Raw genomic sequence first — 22,556 nt, 5'->3', positions numbered from 1 at the left:
GAAGAGACCGTTTCATATGAAAACTAAGGCGTCAACGACGCAGGGCCGTCCGCGCCGCGAGATAGAGCAGCAGGCCGAAGGGCCCGGCCATCAGGATGAAGAACAGGCAGGGCAGGACCGCCCAGTGCGGCAGGCCGCGCCGGCCCGCGTCCTCGACCGCCCAGGCCCCGACCCACAGGTCGAAGGCGAGATAGTGGACCCAGCCGACCAGCACGGCCTCCGGTCGGCTGAAGCCCTCTGTCAGGCCGGCGAGCGTGGTCAGGTCGCCCTCGAACCCGCCGCCGGTGACCGCGCGGATCAGAAGCGCCGAATAGGCCACGGCCAGGGCCACACCGATGGTCCGGGCCGCCGCGATGGCCAGAGGGCGGCGCAGCGGCGCCAAGGCCAGGATGATCCAGCCGACGAGAGCGACGGCGTTGGCGAGGCTGAACTGTGTCTCGAGGCTCATGGCGGTGGCTCCGGGGACAGGGCTTAACGCGAGCGAGGCGACCGGCGGAACAGGGCCGAAACGAATCAGGACCGAATCACCGACACGGCCCGATTCGCGATCTGTTCACCCCAAGATATTGTATCTTAAGCCGGATTAACCACAACGACGAAGGTGGCGACAGCGATGATTTCGCGCGGCGGCTTTTCGCAGGCCGCGCGAGCCGCTAGGGGAGCCCTCGACGGCCCCGTAGCTCAGCCGCATAGAGCAAGGCTTTCCTAAAGCCGAGGTCGCAGGTTGGAGTCCTGCCGGGGTCGCCAGTCCGTCTCGTTGAACGTCTGATCGCTTCGCTAGAAGCGGAGTCTGCTATTGGTGGACATCGGACGCTCGGCCTTGCTACCGGCTCACTCGTCTCACGATGAAATCGTTGAACTGCGACGATGCCAGTTCGCGCTCGATGACTTCGGCAGCGATCTTGTAGTCAACCACCAGACAGAAAGCCTCCATCGACCCGGAACCGATCGATCCTCCGTCGCAATGGCCAAGGCCGCGCCACCCTGTCACCTCGTTGAGAAAGTCCTCCAACGCGTGCCGCCGACGAAGATCGTTCTTCGTTCCCGCTCCAGGGATTTCTTTGCTGACCAAAAGCCCAACGAGCCGAGCTTCCGGAACAGCGTTGAAGCCGTCAGCCTTTGCCTCGGCAGCTATGGCGTTGATCACCTCTCGCTGCCGGACCGCCCCTGACGCCGCATGTTGCGAGGTTAAGCCCAGCTCCCCGTAGACCCCGACGTGCTCGACGACATTTTCGCCGTCGATCCAGGCTTCGCGATACAGCAACCATCCATCGTGGCGCTTGTAGAGCTTAACCATCTGAGTGGCTGGCACGGCATCATCGTGCCGCTTGAGATAGGCGTGAATTTCCTCTGGCTGAAGCTCGACAGTCCGTTGGTTTGCCACGACGGACGCAAAGGCTCCTGGCGGCTGGAACCCGATGGATAACTTCTGTCCAAACTTGTCTTCACTCGCGTAGACGGGCTTGAGAGAAAGCCGGTGCCCGGGTGGAGACGCGGCCAGCCGTTCCGCTACGTTCTCGATCAGTCGTAACAGTGTCGACCGCTCCTCAGACGTCAACCGCGTCTTGTGAACGGAAGAGAGAGCCACTTCAGCCGCTTCGGCTACCGCACGCACACGATCACCCCATCTGTCACCGATCCACGCGTCATGATCGAGATAGGCTTGGGTAAAAAGGATGCCGCTATCACGCGAATAGCTCGCTCCACCTTTGCCTGGCGGCTGCAGGACCGGATGCGCAACGCCGAAGCAAAACGCCAGTTCGCTGATCTTCTCGAAACGAGGCTCATGCTCGGCGAGGTGAGCAAGCGAAACCCCGAACGCGTCCACTGTCTGATCCATCGCCTCTTTGACGTCCTCAGACATGAACGTCAGACGCATGGTGGTGAGCATTGAGTCGCCGCCTAGGGTGGTTGCGAGCGCAGATGAGGCACGAAGGCTAATGTCCGAAATCGGTCGAAAGCGGACCTTTGTCGCGTCAGAACGAGGCCGGCGTGGACGAAAACGCCGGCCCCTTTTCCCTCACAGCACCCCGATCATGCTCGCCACCAGCGGGTGCCGCACGATGTCCTGTTCGGCCAGGCGGACGACGGCGATCTCCGGCACCGGCTCCAGCCGCACCGCGATGTCCGCCAGACCTGAAACACCCGGCAGCAGGTCGGACTGCTGGGGGTCGCCGGTGACGACCATGGTCGAATGCCAGCCCAGGCGCGTCAGCAGCATCTTGAGCTGGACGTAGGTGCAGTTCTGTGCCTCGTCGACGACGACGAAGGCATTGTTCAGGGTGCGGCCGCGCATGTAGCCGATGGGGGCGATCTCGATCAGGCCCTCGGCCATCAGGGCCCCGACCCGCTTCATCGACAGCCGGTCCGACAGGGCGTCGTAGAGGGGGCGCAGATAGGGGGCCAGCTTGTCCTCCATGGCGCCGGGCAAAAAGCCGATCGATTCGCCCGCCTCGACCGCCGGACGGCTCAGCACGATGCGGCCGACCTTGCCGGCCTCCAGGGCCTCGACCGCCTTGGCGACGGCCAGATAGGTCTTGCCCGTGCCTGCCGGGCCCAGCGCCAGCGTCAGGTTGTGGGTATCGACGGCGTTCAGCAGCGCCGCCTGGCCCTCGGACTTGGGCTTGAGCGTCTTGAGATAGCCCTGCTCGCGGTCGTCGTTGGAGGGGTGGGGCGACCAGCCGCTCCGGCCGTTGGTGGTGGGGAGCCGACGGACCTTGGAATCCTGTCCGTAGTCGGGGCCGTCGAAGGCGCCTCCATCACGGGATTGACGCTTCAGGGCGGCGCGCTTGGTCATGGCAGGCTCCGAGACAAAGAAAAAGGCGACACCGGAACGGCATCGCCTCGAACGAGGGTGGGGAGGGAGAAGGAGGCGAAGCCACGCCGTCCGGGGTCGGTGATGTATCCCACATCCAGCGGGAAGACCCGCCGCATACCCGAACGCGTCACGCACGCTCTCCTGGGCTCTGACCGGACCGGGCTTGATCCGGCTTCGGATCCGGGGCGGAAATGACCCCCTCGAATCGCATCAACACCTTGATGCTAACGTGGTTTACGAAGGCTTAAAGGCCCAATCGGGTCCAGATGAGATGAGGGTTTGATGACAGTCTATTCGCTGGCGGACAAGAAACCGCAGTTGCCACCCGAGGGCGAATACTGGATCGCGCCCAATGCGGTGGTGGTCGGCGACGTGACGCTGAAGCCCGGGGCCAGCGTCTGGTTCGGGGCGGTGGTGCGGGGCGACAACGACCCCATCGTGATCGGCGAGAACACCAACATCCAGGACGGCAGCGTGCTGCACTCGGACCCGGGCGAGCCCCTGATCATCGGCGACAAGGTGACGGTCGGGCACATGGCGATGCTGCACAGCTGCACCATCGGCGACAACACGCTGATCGGCATCGGGGCGGTGGTGCTGGGCCGCGCCGTGATCGGGAGGAACTGCCTGATCGGCGCCAACGCCCTGATCACGGAAGGCAGGGTGATCCCGGACGGCTCGCTGGTCATGGGCCAGCCCGGCAAGGTGGTGCGGATGCTGGAACCCGGACAGATCGCGGCGCTGGAGGCCTCTGCCGAGCATTATGTGCAGAACTGGAAGCGGTATGCGGCGGGGCTGACGCCCGGTGCCTAACGTAAAGTTCATTTTACACCTCCCATCGGCGCGATAAGAAATCCGCGACCTGCGGGGGGACCGTTCGGTCGTCACGCAACGCCTCATGACCGGAGCCATCATGATCAAGACCCGCCGCCTGCTGCTCGCCGCCGCCTCCGGCCTGGCCCTGCTGACCGGGGCCATGCCCGCCCTTTCGCAGGAAACGGCGTCCGATCCGTGGCCCCAGGCGACCAGCGACATTCCCGCCGACAGCAATGTCCGCTTCGGCACCCTGCCCAACGGCATGCGCTATGCGATCTTGAGGAACGCCACCCCGCCGGGACAGGCCAGCTTGCGTCTGCGCATCGACGCCGGCTCGCTGATGGAGGACGAGACCCAGCTGGGGCTCGCCCACTTCATGGAGCATATGGCGTTCAACGGCACGACGAACATTCCCGAGAACGAGCTGCTGCGGATCCTGGAGCGTCTGGGACTGGCGTTCGGGGCCGACACCAACGCGGCGACGGGCTTCGACCAGACCTTCTATCAACTGGAACTGCCGCGCACGAACGACGAGACGGTCGATACGGCGCTGCGGATCATGCGCGAACAGGTGTCCGAGGCTCTGATGGCGCCCGAGGCCATCGACGAAGAGCGCGGCGTCATCGTCGGCGAGGAGCGGACCCGCAACACGCCGCAGCTGCGCTCGCTGAAGGCCCAGCTGGCGCTGCTGGCCCCCGGTCAGCGCATCGCCGACCGCTTCCCCATCGGCGACCTTGAGATCATCCGCAACGCGCCGCGCGATCGCTTCGTGGCCTTCTACGACGCCTATTACCGCCCCAGCCGGGCGACCATGCTGGCGGTCGGCGACTTCGACGTCGATGTCATGGAAGGCAAGATCCGGTCGGCCTTCGAAAGCTGGGAGCCCCGCGCGCCCGACGGACCCGAGCCCGATCTGGGCACCGTGGCTCCGCGCGAGCCGGAGACCCGTATCCTGGTGGAGCCCGGCATCCAGTCTTCGGTCCAGCTGAACTGGACCCGCGCGCCGGACCTCGATCCCGACACGATGGCGGAGCGGCGGTCGCGCACCCTGAGAAGCCTGGGTCTGGCGGTCCTGAACCGCCGTCTGGGCGAACTGGCCCGCGCCGACAACCCGCCCTTCATCGGGGCCGGAGGGGTGGCCCAGACCGTGGCCGACAGTCTCGACATCGGCAGCGTCTCGGCGGCCTTCAATCCCGGCGGACTGCAGCGCGCGCTGGAGACCATCGAACAGGAGACGCGTCGTCTGGCCGAGTTCGGCGTGACCCCGGCCGAGCTGCAGCGCGAGATCACCGACAACCGCACCGCCCTGGAGAACGCCGTCGCGGCGGCGGCGACGCGCACGACGCCCGCCCTGGTCAACGGACTGCTGAACGCGACCAACGACGACCGGGTCTTTGCCTCTCCACAGACGAACCTCGAGCTGTTCAACGCCACCGTCGACGGACTGAGCCCCGAGGCCGTGAACGCGGCGGTGCGCGAAACCTTCTCGGGCGGAGGTCCCCTGGCGCTGGTCGTCACGCCGGAAGCCATCGAAGGCGGCGAGGCGGCGGTCACCGCCATGCTGGAGGCCTCGCAGGCGACGCCGGTCACGGCGCGCGCCGAGACCGCGGCGCTGGCCTGGCCCTATGCCGATTTCGGCGCGGCGGCCCAGCCGACCGAGGTCCGCGAGATCGCCGAGATCGGCGCGACCGTGGTGACCTTCCCCAACGGCACCCGCCTGACCATCAAGCCGACCGAGTTCCGCGACGAGCAGATCCTGGTCAGCGTCACGACGGGTCTGGGCGAGCTGGGCCTGCCTCTGGACCGGCCCGATCCGCAGTCGCTGTCGAGCTTCACCTTCGCGGCGGGTGGCCTGGGGCAGCTGACGCTGGATCAGGTGAACCAGGTCCTGTCGGGCCGCATCTATTCGGCCAACTATGCGCTGGAGGGCGACGGCTATCGGCTGAGCGGGGCCACCCGTCCGGCCGACCTGGGGCTGCAGATGCAGGTCCTGGCGGCCTATCTGACCGACCCCGGTCTGAGGCCCGCCCCGTTCGAGCAGATCAAGGCGCTGTTCCCGCAGATCATCGCCCAGCAGTCGGCGACGCCGGCCGGTGCCTTCGCCATCCAGTCGTCGGGCCTGCTGGCCTCCGGCGATCCGCGTCAGACCTTCCCCAGCGCCGAGGACGTCGCGGGCTGGACCAACGATCAGCTGAAAGCCGGCGTCATCGCGGGCCTGGCCCAGGGGCCGATCGACGTCACCGTGGTCGGCGACACGACGGTGGAGGCCGCCATCGCGGCGGTGGCCTCGACCTTCGGAGCCCTGCCGGCCCGGGGCGAGGCCCCCACGCCCGCGGCCGGAGCGGACGTGCTGAGGTTCCCGGCCGGCACGCCCGAGCCCGTGCGTCTGGTCCACGCCGGTCCGGCCGAACAGGCTCTGGCCTATGTGGCCTGGCCCACCACGGACGCCATCGGGGACCGCACGGAGTCGCGCCAGGTCACCCTGCTGGCCGCCGTCATCGAGCTGCGCGTGCTGGATCGCATCCGCGAGGAACTGGCCATCGCCTATTCGCCCAGCGTGGGATCGTCCGCGTCGAACGACTATGAAGGCTATGGTTCCGTGTTCACGACGGCGCAGGTGACGCCCGAGAACCGCGCAGTCTTCTTCACCGAGATGGATGCGATCGCCGCGTCCCTGCGCGACACGCCGGTCAGCGACGACGAACTGACCCGGGCCCGGGGGCCGGTGGTCGAGGCCCTGCGCCGCTCGCAGGCCGGCAACGAATACTGGATCGCCCAGCTGGGAGAGGTCGACACCGATCCGTCGGCCGTCGGCGAGATCACGGGCCATATCGCCGATCTGGAGGCCGTCACTCCGGCCGACATCCAGGCCCTGGCGCAACGCTATCTCGACCCCGCCAAGGCCTGGCGGGCCACCGTGGTGGCGCCCAGCGTTCAGTAGATCGAAAAAGGCCCCGGGGCTTTCGCTCCGGGGCCAAGTCTACTCAGGATCGCCGGCGATGACCGACGGTCTCAATCTAGAAGACCCGCGCTTTTTGCAGGCTGAACGGGGCGTTGTCCGGCGTTCACGTCGGGACGGCGATCAGAACACCCGGCCGCCGACCCCGCCGTCCAGCATGATGGAGGCGCCGGTGATCGAGGCGCCCTGGGCCATGACCGTTTCCTCGCGGTATTCGGTGTAGACCTCCTCGCGGATCCAGGTGACGACCTTGATGCCGGCCCCGTAGCGGCGCAGCAGCGAGCGTTCGTTGCAGTCGCGCTCGGGCCGCTGCACCCGGCAGGTCAGGCCGCCGGCGCGGTCGCGCCACAGGGCCTCGCCCTTCTGGCAATAGAAGCTCTCGCCGTGGTCGAACGAGACCTGGCCCAGCCATTCGGCCCAGGTGATCTGAAGCCGGGTCCCGGCGATGCAGCGATAGAGCTCGCCCTCATAGCCGTCGTGGATGTCGCGGTCGGGGATGACCTGGGCGGCGGCGTGGGGGCTGCCGCGATCGTCGATGCAGAAGGCCTGGATGACCACGCGCTTTTCCCAGCGACGACGCGCCTCATAGGGCACGCGGATGACCTGGGCCACGGCCCCGGCCTCGACCGTCAGGCCCTGGATGACCGTGGGATAGGGCTGTTCGACGCTGACATAGGCCGAGCCGCCCCCGCCGCCGCGCAGATTGCCATAGCCGCCGACGCGGGCGTTGATGCCGGCGCGCGCGGCCGCCGAGGCGTTGGCGTTGGCGTTCGCATTGACGTTGACGTTCACGTTGATGTCGCCGCCCGGGGGCGGATAGTCCGGCGGGCCGGGATGCTCGCAACAGTCCGGCGGCGGCGGGGGAGGCGGTGGCGGCGGGGGCGGCGGCTCGCAGCAGGGCGGCGGCGGCGGCTGGCAGCCCGAGCTGCACTGGGCCGCGCCGGTGTTGGCCAGGCCGAAGAAGGCGAAGGCCCCCACGGCGGCCGGCAGCCAGATCTTGATCCGCACCCGCATGGGCTGGGCTCCTGAAAACGTCGCTTGCGGCCCACGCGGACCGATACAGCCTGACATCTGGCAGGAAAGGTCTTGCGTTTCCGTTGCCGAGGTCCGTCGGGGCGGCGGCTCGGGCCTTGCGCGGGACGGGGCGGAGTTTCGCCCCATGTTTCATTCCGGCACGCAGAGCCTGATCGACCGCTGGGCGGCCCTGCCGAGGGCCGGGGGCGTTCCCCTGCGCGCCGAGCTGGAGCCGATGACCTTCGGCCGGCTGGTGCCCCAGCTGTTCAGCGCGGACCGCACGGCCGAGGGCGCGACGTTCCGTCTGGCGGGCGCCTGGATCGAGACCCTGCACGGGCGATCGATGCGGAGCGTGCCGTGGCTGGAGCTGTGGGCGCCCGACAGCCGGCCCCTGGTCGCCGCCGCCATCGTCCAGACGGTGCGCGAGGCCCGGCCGGTGGTGATGGTGGCCGAGGCGGCGCGCCTGAGGGGCGTGCTGGAGATCGTGGTGGCCCCCCTGCGCGACGCAGAGGGGCGGCCGGACCGGTTGCTGGGGCTGTATCAGCCCGTGGCGGACCAGGAGCGGCGGCGCGAGGCCGTGGGGCCGCTGACCGCGCGGCTGTCCGTCGGGGTGGGCGTGCCCAACCGCCCGGCCCTGACCCTGGCGTCGCTGGACGGCCGCCGGATCGCGTGAGGGTTCGGCTTCCGCGCGGAGCGTTGGATCAGCGGTGCGTGTCCCACCACCGCACGGCGTCGGCGTCGCGGGCGCTGAGGTCGGGGTATTCCTTATCGTCGCCTACGGTCCCGTCGCGACGCCATGATCGGGCGCACTTGGCGAACGACGCCTTGTCTATCCGGGCCCAGACCCCAGGGACGTTCGCAAGGGTCACGGTGTTCGCACCCTCTTTGAACTCAGCGAAGGCGTGCTGATCCTGCATGCTCGGACTCAGGCCCTCGTGAAGAACGGCAGTGCTGGTTCGAAACACCTCAGCAGCAAACTCATTGACCGGCATTCCAGCCTGTTCCGCGAGCACATTGAACGCGAAATAGTAGGGGTGGTCCAAAACGACGACTGGCGCAGCATCGAGTGCCCCCCCGATGTTCTTGTGGGCGCGTTCGATCTCAAGCCCGTGGTTTACAACGCGGAGCGCATCGTTGATGGCCCTCCACTTCGTCGCTCCTTGGCCGTCACACCACTCCGCCGGCGTCTCCGGGATCACCCGCGCGCAGTTCGTGCCGCCGTCCGGATACCGCGTCGTCCAGGCCTCTTCCATCGTGAAGGGCGTCAGGGGAGCCAGCCAGGCGGTGAGGCGCAGGAAGACCTCGTGCATCACTGTGCGGGCGGCGCGGCGGCGGATCGCATCGGGGCGGTCGCAGTAGAGGCTGTCCTTGCGGATATCAAAATACAGCGCCGACAGATCGCCCGAGCAGAACTCCAGCACCGGGCGGACGACATCCTGGAAGCGGTAGGTGTCGTAGGCCGTGCGGACCTGGCCATCCAGTTCCCATAGCCGGTGCAGGATGAACCGCTCCAGCGGTGCCATGTCGGCATAGTCGACGCGCTCGGCCTCGTCGAAGTCGCTGAGGGCGCCCAACAGGTAGCGGACGGTGTTCCGAAGCTTGCGATAGGCATCGACCGTGGTCTGCAGGATCTGCTTTCCGATCCGCTGGTCCTCGGCATAGTCCACCAGGGCGACCCAGAGGCGCAGGATGTCGGCGCCGCTCTCCTTGATGACCGTGGCCGGATCGACGGTGTTGCCCCTGGACTTGGACATCTTCTCGCCGTTCTCGTCCTGGGTGAACCCGTGGGTGAGGACGGCCTTGTAGGGGGCCCGGCCGCGCGTGCCGGAGCCCTCCAGCAGGTTGGACTGGAACCAGCCGCGATGCTGGTCCGAGCCTTCCAGATATAGGTCCGCCGGCCAGTGCGACGGGCGATCGCCGGTGTAGCCGTGCTCGGGCGTCCGGGGCTCCAGCGCGAAGGCGTGGGTGCAGCCCGAGTCGAACCAGACGTCCAGGATGTCCTGGACCTTTTCGTAGTTGGCCGGGTCGTGCAGGCCCAGGAACTCCGCGTCGGGCGTCTCGAACCAGGCGTCGGCTCCGCCCGCCTCGACAGCGGCGACGATCCGGGCGTCGACCTCGGGGTCGTGCAGGGGGTGGCCGGTGTGCTTGTCGACGAACATGGCCAGGGGCGTGCCCCAGGCCCGCTGGCGGCTGACCAGCCAGTCGGGGCGACCCTCGACCATGGACCGGATGCGGTTCTTGCCCGCCGCCGGGTGGAAGGCGGTCTGGTCGATGGACTTGAGCGCGATCTCGCGCAGGGTCTCGCCCGAACCGTGGTCCAGCGCCGTATCCATGCGGATGAACCACTGGGGGGTGTTCCTGAAGATCACCGGGGCCCGCGAGCGCCAGCTCATCGGATAGGAGTGCTCCAGCCGGCCGCGCGCCAGCAAGGTGCCGGCCTCGATCAGCTTTTCGGTGACCGCGCCGTTGGCCGGGCCGAACTTGCCGGTCTTCTTGCCCTCGGTCTCCAGGATCTTGAGGCCCGCGAACAGGGGCACGCCGGGATAGTAGGCCCCGTCCTGGTCGACGGTGTCGGGCACCTCGTGATGTCCGTGGGCGCGCCAGACCTCATAGTCGTCGGCCCCGTGACCGGGGGCGGTGTGGACGAAGCCGGTGCCCGCGTCGTCGGTGACGTGGTCCCCGTCCAGAAGCGGCACGTTGAAGCGGTAGCCGTCGTCCAGCTCGGCCAGGGGGTGGGCGCAGACCAGGCCTGCCGGATCAATGTCGTCGAGGCGGGTGAAGGTGGCGACCTTGGCCGCCTTCATCACGTCCTCGGCCAGCTTGTCGGCCAGGATCAGGCGGTCGCCGGCTCTGGCCCAGGGCTGGAACTCCAGGTCCTGTTCGATCGACTGAACCTCATAAAGGCCATAGGCGATCTCGGGGCCGAAGCTGATCGCCCGGTTGGCCGGGATGGTCCAGGGGGTGGTGGTCCAGATCACCACGCTGGGCGTCGAATGGCGGAAGGCCAGAAGGTCATCCGGATGGTCGTCGGTGGCGGCGATGACCGGGAACTTGACCCAGATCGTGGGGCTGACGTGGTCGTGGTATTCGATCTCGGCGTCGGCGAGCGCCGTGCGCTCGACCGGGGACCACATGACGGGCTTGGAGCCGCGATACAGCTGGCCGGAGTTCTTGAACTTATGGAACTCGCGGACGATCGCCGCCTCGGTGCCGAAGTCCATGGTGGCGTAGCGATTGCCGAAGTCGCCGGTGATGCCCAGGCGCTTGAACTGGGCCGCCTGGACGTCGATCCAGCCGGCGGCGTAGTCGCGGCAGGCGGCGCGGAACTCGGCCTTGGAGACCTCGTCCTTGCGACGGCCCTTGGCGCGGTACTGTTCCTCGATCTTCCACTCGATCGGCAGGCCGTGACAGTCCCAGCCGGGGACGTAGTCGACGTCGTAGCCCAGCAGGAACCGCGACCGGACCACGAAGTCCTTCAGCGTCTTGTTCAGGGCATGGCCTATGTGGATGTCGCCGTTGGCGTAGGGCGGGCCATCGTGCAGCACATAGAGCGGCGCGTCCTGCTTCTGCCGCTCGGCGCGCAGGCGGCCATACAGGTCGCCCCACTGCTCGAGGATCAGCGGCTCCTTCTGCGGCAGGCCGCCGCGCATCGGAAACGGCGTCTCGGGCAGGAAGACGGTCTCGCGATAATCGCGGCCGGCAGGAGCGGAATCGGACGGGGCGTCGGACATGGTCTGTCTCGGAAAATCGTTGGACGGTCGGCGTGGGAACGGACCCGGTCGGCGTGGGGGCTGAGCGCCCCGCCTTACGCCGCCGGGCCGCTAATCCGGATCGTGATGACCGAGCGCCCTTGCATAGGGGCGGTCCTATCAGGGCCGGGGGGCTGGGAAAAGCGGCGCGTTCGGCTAACCTCCGCTTCGACTGGCGTTCGAGGGGGACGCCGATGGGGGAAACTGTCCATGCGTGTGCTGATGTCGCTGACCGCCGTGGCCGCCTGCGTGACCATGGCCGCCTGTTCGCCCGCTGAAGAGGCCGCGCCCGCCGAGGGTGCAGAGGCCGTCGCGTCGGCGTCCGCCGGCGTGCCGCCGATCGACAACGGCCCGGTCACGCGCGACCAGATCTACGCCGCCGCCGCCGAGGGGCCGGAGCCCTTCGTCCGCGCCATCTTCGCTCAGTACGTCGCCGGAGGTCCCCAGGGCGATCCGCCCGCGCCCGGCCAGGACCCGATCTTCTCGCGCACGATGAACGCCCTGATCGGCGACGACTTCCGCGCCGCCAACGGCGAGGTCCCGACCCTGAACTATGACCCCTTCTGCCAGTGCCAGGATCAGGAGGGCTTCGTGGTCAACTCCATGGCCACAGCCCAGGGCGACGCCAATACCGCCCAGGCCTCGGTCGTCTTCACAAACTTGGGCGAGCAGAAGACGGCGACCCTGTTCCTCGTCCGGGAGGGGCCGAACTGGAAGGTCGACGACATCGAGATGGGCATGACCTCGCTGAAAGACACCCTGATGGCCGAGGCCGAGGCGCGGGGCTGACGCCTCAGGCGTGGGCGGCCAGCGCCGCGCGCGCCGCCGAGGCGTCCGCGTCGATCTGGACCTTGAGGGCGTCGAGGCCGTCGAAGGTCATTTCGCCCCGCAGCCGCTCGATCAGCCGGGTTTCGACGACCTGGCCATAGAGGTCGCCCGAGAAATCGAACAGCCAGACCTCCAGCAGGGGTTCGGGGGTCTCGAACATGGGGCGGACGCCCAGGTTGGCGACACCGTCGATGACGCGGCCGTCGGGCAGGCGGGTTCGGGTGGCGAAGACGCCGTAGGCGGGGCGCATATAGTCGCCCATGCGGACGTTGGCGGTCGGCACGCCGATGGTGCGGCCGCGCTTGTCGCCGTGAACCACCTCGCCCTCGATGGCGAAGGGGCGGCCCAGGATGCGCGCGGCGCGGGTCATGTCGCCGGCGGCGAGCGCCTCTCGCACCGCGCTGGACGACAGCTTCAGCCCGCCCCGGTCGTCGACACGCTGGGTCACCGAGACGGAGAAGTCGAGGTCGCGTCCTATGCGGGTCAGGGCCTCGGGCGAGCCGGTCCGGCCCTTGCCATAGGTGAAGTCGAAGCCGACGGCGGCATGGCGCAGTCCGAGGCCGGATGAAAGGACATCACGGGCGAAGGCCGCGTCGGTCATGGCCGCCATCCCGGCGTCGAAGGGCAGGAGGTGCAGGCGGTCGACGCCCTGGTCTTCGAGGGCGCGCGCCATCTGGGCGGTGGTCATCAGCCGGAACGGCGCGGCCTCGGGCTGGAACCAGCGGCGGGGATGGGGCTCGAAGCTGACGACGGCGAGGGGGGCGGACAGGCGCTGGGCCGCCTCGCGCGCCGCGCCGATCACCGCCTGATGGCCCCGGTGAACGCCGTCGAAGGCCCCGACGGCGGCGGCGGCTCCGCGCCGGTCGAGCGGCAGGTCGCGCCAGCCGTGGACGATCTGGATCGGCACGACCCCCGGTCAGTCCCTGGCCGGGCGACGCCGGCGGGGCACGCGGACGATGGCCTCGCCGCCCATGATGAGCTCGCCGCCGACATAGCCTTCGGTGTGCAGGGTGACGCGGGCGGATTCGGCGTCGACGGCGGCGACCGTGATGCGGGCCTGGACCACGTCGCCGATGCGGACCGGCTTGTGGAAGGCCAGGCTCTGGCTGAGGTAGATGGCCCCCGCGCCGGGGAGGATTGTGCCGACCACGGCCGAGCCGAATGACGCGCTGAGCAGGCCGTGGGCGATCCGGCCGCGATAGGCGGTCCTGGAGGCGAAGGCCTCGTCCATGTGCACGGGATTGAAGTCGTCCGACGCCTCGGCGAACTGCTGGATGCGCTCCTCGGTGATGATCACGTCCTTGATCGCCATCATGCCGGGCGACAGTTCTTCGAGGATATAGCCGCCCGAGGGGTGAGGTCCGGTGTTCATGGGCCGGTGTTAGCGGGGCGCTTCTGATTTGGCGAGGACTACCACATGAGCTCCAGCGCGACGTAGCGGGCGTAGGTGGTCTCAGCGGTGAGCAGGGCGGCGGCGCGTTCAGGGTCGAGGGCACCGTCGGGGCCGCGCGCGGCGTCGCCATGGATGCCCTGGGCGATGAACAGACAGTCCAGGGCCTGGGCGTTGGCCCCCATGACGTCCGTCACCACCCCGTCGCCGATGCACAGGACGCGCGACCGATCGACCGGGCGTCCCAGCAGCCGCTCGGCCTCGGTCAGGGCCAGGGCGTAGATCGGGCCGAACGGCTTTCCGGCCATGGTCACCCGACCGCCGAGTTGTTCATAGAGATCGGCCAGCGATCCGCCGCAGTAGATGATCCGATCGCCGCGCTGGACGATGCGGTCGGGGTTGGCGCAGATCATCTCCAGGTCCCGGGCGGCGGCGGGGGTCAGGCGTTCGCGGTAGTCCTCGGGGGTCTCCGTCTCGTCGTCGATGGGGCCCGTCACCGAGAGGAAGGCGGCGTCGGCGGCGCCTTCCGCGCGGTCCAGAGGCAGTCCGTCATAGAGGGGCCAGTCGCGCTCCGGACCGATGATCCAGACCGGGCCCGGCGCGCGCCTGGCCAGCTCCGCCCGGGTGGCGTCGCCCGAGGTGACGAATGCCTGCCACGCGGCGCGCGGCACGCCGAGACGATCCAGTTGATCCACCACGTCATGGGCCGGGCGCGGCGAGTTGGAGATCAGCACGACCTGCCCGCCCTGCTCGCGGAACCGGATCAGGGCGTCGCAGGCCTCGGGCCAGCTTTCGCGCCCGTTGTGGATCACGCCCCAGACGTCGCAGAGCAGGACATCATAGTCGGCGGCGACGGCGGACAGGGCGGGGAGCGGATGGGGCAGGGTCATGGCGCGCTGACTAGCCCGACCCCGCCCCCGATCAAAGTCTAGTCGTTGCGATGAACCACGCCGCCGCGCATGACGAAGTCCATGTCTTCCAGCACCGTCACGTCGGCCAGGGGGTCGCCGTCGACGGCGATGATGTCGGCGGGCATGCCGGGCGCGATCCGGCCCGCCTCGTTCGACAGGCCGAGGTGTTCGGCGGCGACGACGGTGGCGGACTGGACGGCCTCCAGCGGGGTCATGCCGGCGCGGACCAGGAGCGCGAACTCCTGGGCGTTGTCGCCGTGGGCCGAGACGCCGGAATCGGTGCCGAAGGCGATGCGGACGCCGCCGGCGTGGGCGCGCGCGGCCATGTCCACCATCTTGGGACCGACCTCCAGGGCCTTGGCGGTCTGGGCCGGGGTGAAGAAGTTGCCCGGGCTGGAGGCGATGCGGGCCACGAAGTCGCCGGCCAGAAGCGTTGGCACCAGATAGGCGTCGTTGTCGCGGAACAGGCGGATCGAGGCGTCGTCCAGATAGGTGCCGTGCTCGATCGAGTCGCCCCCTGCGCGCAGGAAGGCGTTGATGCCGTCCACGCCGTGGGCGTGGGCGGTGACGCGACGGCCCATGCGGTGGCCGACCTCGACGATGGCGGCCAGTTCGGCGTCGGTGAACTGCTGGGCCAGGCCCGCCGCGGTGTTGGACAGCACCCCGCCGGTCGCGGTGATCTTGATGACGTCGGCCCCGGCGCGGACCTGGGTACGGACCGCGCGCATGCAGTCCTCGGGGCCCGAGCAGATGCTCTCGCCCGAGAACAGATGCATGATCTCTTCGCTGTAGCCGTTCACGTCGCCGTGGCCGCCGTGGATCGAGACCGAGCTGCCCGAGGCGATGACGCGGGGGCCGGGCACCTGGCCGGCGGCGATGCCGTCGCGCAGAGCGAAGACGGCGTTGTTCGATCCGCCCAGGTCGGCGACGGTGGTGAAGCCGGCCATCAGGGTGCGGCGAGCGTACTGGGCCCCCAGGATGGCCCGGTCGGCCTCGCTCTCGGTCACGCCCATCAGGCGGGCGTTGGGATTTTGCTGGCTGGTCAGGTGGACGTGGCTGTCGATCAGGCCCGGCAGGACGAAATGCTGGCGTAGATCGACGACATTGCCTTCGCCCCCATCTCCTGAAACGAACCCGTCGCGGATTTCCGTCACCCTGCCGCCGACGATCACGAGAGTTTTATCGCGCAGCACAACGCCGGTCTCGGGGTCCGCCAACAGCCGCCCCGCCTGGACGAACACGGTTTCCCCGGCCTGGGGAATCGCCTGCGAGGGCGGGCTCTGTTGCGCCTGCGAAGCGCCGGCGACGGCGAGACTCGCGACGAGGGCGAGGGCAAAGGACTTCATGAACAACCTCCCGATAAGGGGCGGCACCATACTCCGCATCGGACTGTCGCCAAGCCTTCGCTTGAAGAGCCGGGCTGGTTTGTGAAACACCTAGCGGCTTCGGCATAACCGCAACGAGGGCGTCGCATGCGGCTATCGAGACGAGGCATCATCCTGGGCGGCTCGGCCATGCTGGCCGGTTGCGCTACCGCGAGCCCGCCGCCGCCGCCGATCACAGTGGCCGCGGTGACCCCGCCTCCTCCGCCGACCTATACCGCCGCCGTCCAGATCGTTCCGCCGCCCCTCGATCCGCAACGCCTGGTCCGCCCCGAGCTGATGAGCCGTGCCATGGCGGCGCTGGACATCCATCACGAGCGCCTGCCGCTGCGCGACCGGATGTATCTGGTCGATTTCCAGAAATTCTCCGGCGAGCAGCGCCTCTACGAAGTCGACCTGATCGGTGGACGGGTGACGGCGCTGCGGACCAGCCACGGACGGGGTTCCGATCCCGAGCATTCCGGCTTCGCCCGGCGCTTCTCCAACGAGCCCGAAAGCCACATGTCCTCGGTCGGGGCCTATGCCACGGCCGGGCCGAGCTGGGGCTCGCAACAGGGGCCCAACGTCCTGCTCGACGGGCTGGAGTATTCCAACAACCTGGCGCGCGACCGGGCGATCATCATCCACGGCGCGGACTATGCCGACCCCGAGTTCCTGGCGCGCGAGGGCAAGCTGGGACGGTCCTATGGCTGTTTCTCGACCGCCCACACCGATCTGCCGATGCTACGCGAGCGCATGGGCCACGGCCGGCTGCTGTTCGCGGCGGCCTAGAGAGTCTCATCCGGCATCTCTGACGGTCGCTTGACGTTTGTCCGTCATTGACGGATAACCGGGCTGTGGAAACGGTCATCGAGACCCGTGCCTTCGATCGGGCCGCCAGGGACGCCGGGATGACGGACGCCGAGCGGACCTCGGCCATTCTGACAATCGCCGCCGACCCCGAGGCCGGAGATTTGATCGTTGGAACGGGCGGATGCCGGAAGGTTCGGATCGCAGGTCGCGGCCACGGAAAATCAGGCGGCTACCGGGTGATCACCTTCTATACCTGTCCGGAAGGCGTCTATCTGCTGACCGTCTTCGGCAAGGGAGAGAAGGCCAGTCTGACGGGTGCCGAAAAGAACGCCCTGGCGCGGCTGACCACGGCCTTGAAAAGGTGAGGCGAGGAAGAAGACGATGAAGAGCGCATTTGACAAGATCGCAGAAGGCTTGGAGGAGGCGGTCGAGATCAAGGAGGGCCGGGCCGACCCCGGGACCTATCGCGTCCATGCCCCGGAGAAGGTGGACGTTAAGGCGATCCGGACGGCGCAAGGGCTGTCGCAAGCCGGTTTCGCCGCCCGCTACGGCCTGCCCAAGGCCACCATCGAGGAATGGGAGCAGAACCGACGTCAGCCGGACACCGGCAGTCGACTTCTGCTTCGTGTCATAGAACGCGAGCCTGAGGCCGTGGCGCGCGCCCTTGGAACCTGAGAGTCGGGTCGTCCCCTCACAATCGCGCCCCGACCGACCCCGCTTAAACCGCCGTTAACCACGCGGGCGGCAGTTTCTGCCTAGCGGGCGTGTCTGGATCCCCGCCAGTACTCGGGTGGGGCGCGTGGGCGGCTTTACGGCGGCGTTGCAGAGATTTGGGATCGGTCGCCTGGCCATGGTGCTGGGCGTCGGCGCGGGCGTGGCCGCGGCCCTGGTCGTCTTGATGATGCGGCTGGGTCAGGCTCCGGACGCCCTGCTGTATTCCAATCTGGACCTGCGCGAGGCCGGCGAGATCACCTCCTCGCTGGAACAGGCGGGCATCGCCTATTCGACGCGCGGCGACGGCTCCACCATCATGGTCAACCGCGATCAGGTCGGCGAGGCGCGGTTGATGCTGGCGGGACGGGGTCTCGTGACCTCGGGTTCGGTCGGCTACGAGATCTTCGACAACCAGTCGGTCATGGGCCAGACCGAGTTCCAGCAGCAGATCAGCGAGCAGCGCGCCCTCCAGGGAGAGCTGGCCCGCACCATCATGTCCATGCGCGGCATCTCGTCCGCCCGCGTCCAGATCGCCTTGCCGCGCCGCGAGCTGTTCCAGGCGGACGCGGCCGATCCCACCGCCGCTGTGGTGGTGGGGCTGAACGGCCGGGCGCTGTCGGTCGACCAGGTCCGGGCCATCCGCAACGTCGTCGCCTCGTCGGTGCCGAACCTGAAGCCGGGCAAGGTGACGGTCGTCGACGAGACCAACCAGACCCTGGCCGCCGCCGACGACGAGGAGGGCTTCAACTCCGCCACCGCGGAGGCCGCCAAGACCAGCACCGAGGCGCAGTTGCAGTCACGGATCAAGGACCTGGTCGAAGGGGTCGTGGGGCCTGGCGCGGCGCGGGTGCAGGTCACCGCCGACATCGAGATGAGCCGGTCCACGACCCAGGAGCAGCGGTTCGATCCGGACGGTCAGGTGGTGCGCTCGACCTCGACCAACGGCAGTCAGTCGCAGGACACCACGGGGGTCAACGACGGCGGGGCGACGGCGGCGAACAACATCCCCGGGGGCGAGGCTCCGGCGGAGACACCGCTGGGCTCGACCGAGACCGTCAACGGCGAGACCACCAACTACGAGATTTCGAACACCACCACCACCACGGTCAAGGAGCCGGGCGAGGTCAAGAAGCTGTCGGTCGCCGTCGCCGTGGACGGCAAGCTGACCCCGGCCGCCGAACCGGGCGGTGAGCCGACCTATGAGCCGCGCTCGGCCGAGGAGATCACCCAGATCGAGGACCTGGTGAAGGCCGCCATGGGCTTCGACGAGAGCCGGGGTGACCAGGTGCGGGTGACCAATGTCCGGTTCAACCGCGACGCCCTGGTGTCGGCGGGCGGGACCGACGGGGGCGATCCGCTGTTCAACTTCACCAAGAACGACATCATGCGCGGCGTCGAGCTGGCGGTGCTGTTGATCACGGGGCTGTTGCTGATCTTCTTCGTGCTGCGGCCGCTGATGAAGTCGGCCGCGGGCGGAGGCGCGGGCGTTCCCGCCCTGGCCGGAGCCGGCGGCGGCCAGGTGCCTGTGACGTCGCTGCAGACCACGGTGGTCGGCGGCCCGATGGGCCAGCTGGGTGGCCCGTCGGAGATGGAGCAGCGGCTCGACATCGCCCGCATCGAAGGACAGGTGAAGGCGTCGTCGGTGAAGAAGGTCGCGGACTTCGTGGAAAAGCACCCGGATGAATCGGCCTCGATCATCCGCAGTTGGGTCCACGAGGGCTGATGGCGGCCCGGATGGTCAGCAAGAAAGCCTCCGTCGACGACGCCAGGAAGCTGTCGGGGCCCGAGAAGGCCGCCGTCATCCTGCTGGCGCTGGGCGAGGACCACACGCGCCTGTGGCAGAGCCTGGACGACGACGAGGTCAAGGAAATCTCCCAGGCCATGGCCGCCTTGGGGACTGTCAGCGCGACCGTGGTCGAGGAACTGATGGTCGAGTTCGTCTCGGGCATGTCCGGCTCGGGCTCGGTGATGGGCAGCTTCGAGCAGACGCAGCGCCTCCTGGCGTCCTTCATGCCGGCCGAGCGGGTCGAAGGCCTGATGGAGGAGATCCGCGGCCCCGCCGGTCGCACCATGTGGGACAAGCTGGGCAATGTGAACGAGGCGGTTCTCGCCAACTATCTGAAGAACGAATACCCCCAGACCGTCGCGGTGGTCCTGTCGAAGGTGAAGCCGGACCACGCGGCGCGGGTGCTGACCAGCCTGCCCGAGGACTTCGCCCTGGAGTGCGTCCAGCGGATGCTGCGCATGGAGCCGGTGCAGCGAGAGATCCTGGACAAGATCGAACAAACGCTGAGGACCGAGTTCATGTCGAACCTGGCGCGCACGTCCAAGCGCGACAGCCACGAGATGATGGCCGACATCTTCAACAGCTTCGACCGCCAGACCGAGGCGCGGTTCATCGGCGCCCTGGAAGAGCGCAACCGCGAGAGCGCCGAACGCATCCGGGCACTGATGTTCGTCTTCGAGGACCTGAACAAGCTGGATCCGGGCGGGGTCCAGACCCTGTTGCGGGCGGTCGAGAAGGACTCCCTGGCGCTGGCGCTGAAGGGGGCGTCGGAGCCGCTGCGCGAGATGTTCTTCACCAACATGTCCGAGCGTGCGTCCAAGATCATGCGCGAGGACATGGAATCGATGGGGCCCGTCCGGCTGAAGGACGTCGACACCGCCCAGATGGCCATGGTCACCGTGGCCAAGGACCTGGCGGCGCGCGGCGAGATCATGCTGGCCGGCGCGTCCGGCGACGACGAGCTGATCTACTGACATGACCCAGTCCGCCCCCATCGCCAGCCGTCCCTTCGCCTTCGACACCGAGTTCGACGACGCGGGCACGGTCGTGCGGGCCTCGAGCTTCCGACCGACCAAGCGCGCCTATATGCCGGCCGAGGTCGAGGCTCTGGTGGCCCAGGCCCGGCTGGAGGCGCGCGAGGCGGCCCTGGCCGAGACCGCCAGCATCCAGGCCATGGCGATCGCCGCTCTCGGCCAGGCCATGACGACGGCCGTGCCTGCCCTGAACCAGGTCGCCCAGACGCATCGCGAGCATGCCGCCGAACTGGCCCTGACGGCCGCGCGCGTGATCGCCGCCGCCGCCCTGGACCGGCTGCCGCTGGGGCCGCTGCAGTCGGCGCTTGAGACCCTGGGCCAGGAGATCGACGCCTCGCCGCGCCTGGTCGTGCGGGCCTCGGGCCTGGACGAGGCGACGCGCGCCGCGATCGAGGCCGTGGCGACCGACGCCGGGTTTTCGGGCCTGGTGTCGTTCCGCGACGATCCCGCCATGGCGGTCGCGGCCTTCGCCCTGGAATGGGCCGACGGGCGCGCGGATTTCGACCCCGCCGCCGCCGCCGATCGCATCTCCACCGTCCTGACCTCGGCCCTCGCGTCCGAGGCGGGTCATGCCGAATCCGTTTCCCCTGGGAGTGATTTCTGATGGCCGACGACCTCGCCCTGGAAGAGTTTCCGGAGTCCACCGCCCTGGCCACGATCGACGAGGCCGGGGACAAGTCGGCGCTCGACCTGGCCCCCGTTTTCGACGTGCCGGTCAACATCTCCGCCGTCCTGGGCAAGGCCCACATGACGGTGGCCCAGCTGCTGAAGCTCAATCGCGGATCGGTGCTGGAACTGGACCGAAAGGTCGGCGAGGCCATCGACATCTTCGTCAACAACCGCCTGGTCGCGCGCGGGGAGGTCGTCGTCGTCGAGGACCGCCTGGGCGTGACCATGACGGAAATCATCAAGACCGAGGACCAGGCCGCCTAAGGCCCGGTGCTCCAGTAGGTTAGAGGAGAAGACCCATGCGGCTTCTGGTGGTGGGACGGCTTTCGGGCCAGCTCGCGGCGGCGGTGAAGATGGCCATGGCGCACGGCGCCAAGGTCAATCACGTCGAGCGCACAGACCAGGCGACGGAGCAACTGCGTCGCGGGCAGGGGGCCGACCTTCTTATGGTCGATTATAACCTGGACATCGCCGGGCTGATCGCGGCCAACGAGCTGGAGCGGATTTTCGTGCCGGTGGTCGCCTGCGGCGTCGACAACGACGCGGACAAGGCCGCCGCCGCCATCCGGGCCGGGGCCAAGGAGTTCATCCCCCTGCCGCCCGAGGCCGATCTGATCGCGGCGGTGCTGGCGGCGGTGGCCGACGACGAGCGGCCGATGATCTCGGCCGATCCGGCGATGAAGGCGGTGACGCAGCTGGCCGACCAGGTCGCACGGTCCGAAGCCTCCATCCTGATCACCGGCGAGAGCGGCGTCGGCAAGGAGGTGATGGCCCGCTACCTCCACGCCAACTCCAAGCGCGCGGAGCGGCCGTTCATCAGCGTCAACTGCGCCGCCATCCCGGACAACCTGCTGGAATCCGAACTGTTCGGTCACGAGAAGGGGGCCTTCACCGGCGCCGTGGCCCGCCGCATCGGCAAGTTCGAGGAGGCCGACGGCGGCACCCTGCTGCTGGACGAAATCTCGGAGATGGACGCCCGGCTGCAGGCCAAGCTGCTGCGCGCCATCCAGGAGCGGATCATCGACCGTGTGGGCGGGACCAAGCCGGTGCCGGTCAACATCCGCATCATCGCCACCTCCAACCGCGACCTGGCCCGTGCGGTCAGCGAGGGGACGTTCCGCGAGGACCTGCTGTATCGGCTGAACGTCGTGAACCTGCGCCTGCCCAGCCTGCGCGAGCGGCCGGGCGACATCGCGGTGCTGGCCGATCACTTCGTCAGGAAATACGCCGCCGCCAACGGCGTGCCGGTTCGGGCGATCTCCGCCGATGCTCGCCGCGCGCTGGCGGCTCACCGCTGGCCGGGCAATGTGCGCGAGCTGGAGAACGCCATGCACCGGGCCGTCCTGCTGGCGGTCGGGCCCGAGATCGACGTCGAGGCCATTCGCCTGCCGGATGGTCAGCCGCTCAGCGGCGCCATCGGCGGGTTGTCGGACACGGGTCCGGCGGCGCGGGCGGCTCAGACGGCGGACGCGGTGAGCCGGGCCTATGTCGGTCAGACCGTGGCCCAGATGGAGAAGTCGCTGATCCTGGATACCCTCAGCCACTGCTTCGGCAACCGGACGCACGCGGCCAACATCCTGGGCATCTCGATCCGGACACTGCGGAACAAGCTGAACGAATACGCCGACGAGGGCACGCCGATCATGGCCCCCCAGACGGGCGTGGCGGGCGCGGGCTACGGCGCGAGCGCGGCG

General features: G+C 68.5%; 21 protein-coding genes and 1 tRNA gene. 13 read left to right on the top strand and 9 right to left on the bottom strand.

The genetic code is table 11. From position 1 onward, the window contains the following. Nucleotides 1-31 precede the first annotated feature (31 nt). Nucleotides 32-448 carry an ABA4-like family protein gene (locus ABN401_RS15265; RefSeq protein ID WP_349685725.1) on the bottom strand — a complete coding sequence of 139 codons (417 nt, stop codon included), beginning with the start codon at nt 446-448 and terminating at the stop codon, nt 32-34. A gap of 222 nt (nt 449-670) precedes the next feature. Here ABN401_RS15265 and ABN401_RS15260 point away from each other — a divergent pair. Beyond that, nucleotides 671-747: transfer RNA gene (locus ABN401_RS15260), tRNA-Arg, on the top strand. A gap of 76 nt (nt 748-823) precedes the next feature. On the opposite strand, the gene ABN401_RS15255 is transcribed toward ABN401_RS15260, so the two are convergent. Together ABN401_RS15255 and ABN401_RS15250 are read right to left on the bottom strand one after the other, a co-directional pair. Beyond that, complete coding sequence (locus tag ABN401_RS15255; RefSeq protein WP_349685724.1) at nt 824-1,891, bottom strand: hypothetical protein; 1,068 nt, start codon at nt 1,889-1,891, stop codon at nt 824-826. Between the two features lie 129 nt (nt 1,892-2,020). After that, nucleotides 2,021-2,797, bottom strand: a complete 777-nt coding sequence (locus ABN401_RS15250; protein ID WP_349685723.1) for a PhoH family protein — start codon at nt 2,795-2,797, stop codon at nt 2,021-2,023. 303 nt (nt 2,798-3,100) lie between these two features. Between ABN401_RS15250 and ABN401_RS15245 the strand changes: the two genes are divergently transcribed. Both ABN401_RS15245 and ABN401_RS15240 read left to right on the top strand, forming a co-directional pair. Then, nucleotides 3,101-3,631 (top strand): gamma carbonic anhydrase family protein, encoded by a 531-nt coding sequence (locus ABN401_RS15245; protein WP_349685722.1) that lies wholly within the window; start codon nt 3,101-3,103, stop codon nt 3,629-3,631. Nucleotides 3,632-3,731: 100 nt separating this feature from the next. Then, nucleotides 3,732-6,575, top strand: coding sequence for a M16 family metallopeptidase (locus ABN401_RS15240; protein ID WP_349685721.1), 2,844 nt, complete (start codon nt 3,732-3,734; stop codon nt 6,573-6,575). Between the two features lie 141 nt (nt 6,576-6,716). Here the strand turns inward: ABN401_RS15240 and ABN401_RS15235 are convergent, their stop codons facing one another. Next, on the bottom strand, nt 6,717-7,607 hold the full coding sequence (locus tag ABN401_RS15235; RefSeq protein ID WP_349685720.1) for a hypothetical protein: 891 nt from the start codon (nt 7,605-7,607) through the stop codon (nt 6,717-6,719). A 145-nt stretch (nt 7,608-7,752) separates the two neighbouring features. Here ABN401_RS15235 and ABN401_RS15230 point away from each other — a divergent pair, with 145 nt between their 5' ends. After that, nucleotides 7,753-8,280 (top strand): PAS domain-containing protein, encoded by a 528-nt coding sequence (locus tag ABN401_RS15230; RefSeq protein ID WP_349685719.1) that lies wholly within the window; start codon nt 7,753-7,755, stop codon nt 8,278-8,280. A 28-nt stretch (nt 8,281-8,308) separates the two neighbouring features. Here ABN401_RS15230 and ileS read toward each other — a convergent pair whose 3' ends face one another. Then, nucleotides 8,309-11,338 carry an isoleucine--tRNA ligase gene (gene ileS / locus ABN401_RS15225; protein WP_349685718.1) on the bottom strand — a complete coding sequence of 1,010 codons (3,030 nt, stop codon included), beginning with the start codon at nt 11,336-11,338 and terminating at the stop codon, nt 8,309-8,311. A gap of 228 nt (nt 11,339-11,566) precedes the next feature. On the opposite strand from ileS, the gene ABN401_RS15220 reads away from it, so the two are divergent. Beyond that, on the top strand, nt 11,567-12,145 hold the full coding sequence (locus tag ABN401_RS15220) for a DUF3828 domain-containing protein (protein WP_349685717.1): 579 nt from the start codon (nt 11,567-11,569) through the stop codon (nt 12,143-12,145). Nucleotides 12,146-12,149: 4 nt separating this feature from the next. Here ABN401_RS15220 and ABN401_RS15215 read toward each other — a convergent pair whose 3' ends face one another. From ABN401_RS15215 to ABN401_RS15200, 4 genes are read right to left on the bottom strand one after another with little or no spacing between them, the layout of a single operon-like run. Beyond that, nucleotides 12,150-13,091, bottom strand: a complete 942-nt coding sequence (locus tag ABN401_RS15215) for a bifunctional riboflavin kinase/FAD synthetase (protein ID WP_349685716.1) — start codon at nt 13,089-13,091, stop codon at nt 12,150-12,152. Nucleotides 13,092-13,100: 9 nt separating this feature from the next. Then, nucleotides 13,101-13,556 carry a MaoC family dehydratase gene (locus ABN401_RS15210; protein WP_349685715.1) on the bottom strand — a complete coding sequence of 152 codons (456 nt, stop codon included), beginning with the start codon at nt 13,554-13,556 and terminating at the stop codon, nt 13,101-13,103. Nucleotides 13,557-13,594: 38 nt separating this feature from the next. Beyond that, on the bottom strand, nt 13,595-14,464 hold the full coding sequence (locus ABN401_RS15205; protein ID WP_349685714.1) for a TIGR01459 family HAD-type hydrolase: 870 nt from the start codon (nt 14,462-14,464) through the stop codon (nt 13,595-13,597). A gap of 38 nt (nt 14,465-14,502) precedes the next feature. After that, nucleotides 14,503-15,831 carry a metal-dependent hydrolase family protein gene (locus tag ABN401_RS15200; RefSeq protein WP_349685713.1) on the bottom strand — a complete coding sequence of 443 codons (1,329 nt, stop codon included), beginning with the start codon at nt 15,829-15,831 and terminating at the stop codon, nt 14,503-14,505. A gap of 126 nt (nt 15,832-15,957) precedes the next feature. Here ABN401_RS15200 and ABN401_RS15195 point away from each other — a divergent pair, with 126 nt between their 5' ends. The 8 genes from ABN401_RS15195 to flbD form a co-directional block, all read left to right on the top strand. Then, complete coding sequence (locus ABN401_RS15195; protein ID WP_349685712.1) at nt 15,958-16,638, top strand: murein L,D-transpeptidase catalytic domain-containing protein; 681 nt, start codon at nt 15,958-15,960, stop codon at nt 16,636-16,638. Nucleotides 16,639-16,703: 65 nt separating this feature from the next. Further along, the gene (locus tag ABN401_RS15190) at nt 16,704-17,024 is read left to right on the top strand and encodes a type II toxin-antitoxin system RelE/ParE family toxin (RefSeq protein ID WP_349685711.1); all 321 of its coding nucleotides are present in this window, start codon (nt 16,704-16,706) and stop codon (nt 17,022-17,024) included. A 16-nt stretch (nt 17,025-17,040) separates the two neighbouring features. Beyond that, nucleotides 17,041-17,334, top strand: coding sequence for a helix-turn-helix domain-containing protein (locus ABN401_RS15185; RefSeq protein ID WP_349685710.1), 294 nt, complete (start codon nt 17,041-17,043; stop codon nt 17,332-17,334). Nucleotides 17,335-17,458: 124 nt separating this feature from the next. Beyond that, on the top strand, nt 17,459-19,096 hold the full coding sequence (fliF, locus tag ABN401_RS15180) for a flagellar basal-body MS-ring/collar protein FliF (RefSeq protein ID WP_349685709.1): 1,638 nt from the start codon (nt 17,459-17,461) through the stop codon (nt 19,094-19,096). Between the two features lie 11 nt (nt 19,097-19,107). Then, entirely contained in the window at nt 19,108-20,133 is a 1,026-nt protein-coding gene (gene fliG / locus ABN401_RS15175; RefSeq protein WP_349685708.1) for a flagellar motor switch protein FliG, read from the top strand. Between the two features lies 1 nt (nt 20,134). Next, nucleotides 20,135-20,797, top strand: a complete 663-nt coding sequence (locus tag ABN401_RS15170) for a FliH/SctL family protein (protein ID WP_349685707.1) — start codon at nt 20,135-20,137, stop codon at nt 20,795-20,797. Then, complete coding sequence (gene fliN / locus ABN401_RS15165) at nt 20,794-21,126, top strand: flagellar motor switch protein FliN (RefSeq protein WP_349685755.1); 333 nt, start codon at nt 20,794-20,796, stop codon at nt 21,124-21,126. The genes ABN401_RS15170 and fliN overlap by 4 nt, the downstream gene beginning before the upstream one ends. A 35-nt stretch (nt 21,127-21,161) precedes the next feature. Next, on the top strand, nt 21,162-22,556 hold a 1,395-nt coding region (flbD, locus tag ABN401_RS15160), incomplete at its 3' end, for a sigma-54-dependent transcriptional regulator FlbD (protein WP_349685706.1).

This window comes from Brevundimonas aurifodinae (genome assembly GCF_040195595.1).
Taxonomy (GTDB): domain Bacteria; phylum Pseudomonadota; class Alphaproteobacteria; order Caulobacterales; family Caulobacteraceae; genus Brevundimonas; species Brevundimonas aurifodinae.
Note: the sequence above shows the minus strand (reverse complement) of the source record. Positions and strands in the feature narration are given on the sequence as shown.

Bases quoted from the DNA above. Each gene is read 5' to 3' on its own strand.
- ABN401_RS15265 (WP_349685725.1), bottom strand. From the start codon at position 448: ATGAGCCTCGAGACACAGTTCAGCCTCGCCAACGCCGTCGCTCTCGTC.
- ABN401_RS15255 (WP_349685724.1), bottom strand. From the start codon at position 1,891: ATGCTCACCACCATGCGTCTGACGTTCATGTCTGAGGACGTCAAAGAG.
- ABN401_RS15250 (WP_349685723.1), bottom strand. From the start codon at position 2,797: ATGACCAAGCGCGCCGCCCTGAAGCGTCAATCCCGTGATGGAGGCGCC.
- ABN401_RS15245 (WP_349685722.1), top strand. From the start codon at position 3,101: ATGACAGTCTATTCGCTGGCGGACAAGAAACCGCAGTTGCCACCCGAG.
- ABN401_RS15240 (WP_349685721.1), top strand. From the start codon at position 3,732: ATGATCAAGACCCGCCGCCTGCTGCTCGCCGCCGCCTCCGGCCTGGCC.
- ABN401_RS15235 (WP_349685720.1), bottom strand. From the start codon at position 7,607: ATGCGGGTGCGGATCAAGATCTGGCTGCCGGCCGCCGTGGGGGCCTTC.
- ABN401_RS15230 (WP_349685719.1), top strand. From the start codon at position 7,753: ATGTTTCATTCCGGCACGCAGAGCCTGATCGACCGCTGGGCGGCCCTG.
- ileS (WP_349685718.1), bottom strand. From the start codon at position 11,338: ATGTCCGACGCCCCGTCCGATTCCGCTCCTGCCGGCCGCGATTATCGC.
- ABN401_RS15220 (WP_349685717.1), top strand. From the start codon at position 11,567: ATGCGTGTGCTGATGTCGCTGACCGCCGTGGCCGCCTGCGTGACCATG.
- ABN401_RS15210 (WP_349685715.1), bottom strand. From the start codon at position 13,556: ATGAACACCGGACCTCACCCCTCGGGCGGCTATATCCTCGAAGAACTG.
- ABN401_RS15205 (WP_349685714.1), bottom strand. From the start codon at position 14,464: ATGACCCTGCCCCATCCGCTCCCCGCCCTGTCCGCCGTCGCCGCCGAC.
- ABN401_RS15200 (WP_349685713.1), bottom strand. From the start codon at position 15,831: ATGAAGTCCTTTGCCCTCGCCCTCGTCGCGAGTCTCGCCGTCGCCGGC.
- ABN401_RS15195 (WP_349685712.1), top strand. From the start codon at position 15,958: ATGCGGCTATCGAGACGAGGCATCATCCTGGGCGGCTCGGCCATGCTG.
- ABN401_RS15185 (WP_349685710.1), top strand. From the start codon at position 17,041: ATGAAGAGCGCATTTGACAAGATCGCAGAAGGCTTGGAGGAGGCGGTC.
- fliG (WP_349685708.1), top strand. From the start codon at position 19,108: ATGGTCAGCAAGAAAGCCTCCGTCGACGACGCCAGGAAGCTGTCGGGG.
- ABN401_RS15170 (WP_349685707.1), top strand. From the start codon at position 20,135: ATGACCCAGTCCGCCCCCATCGCCAGCCGTCCCTTCGCCTTCGACACC.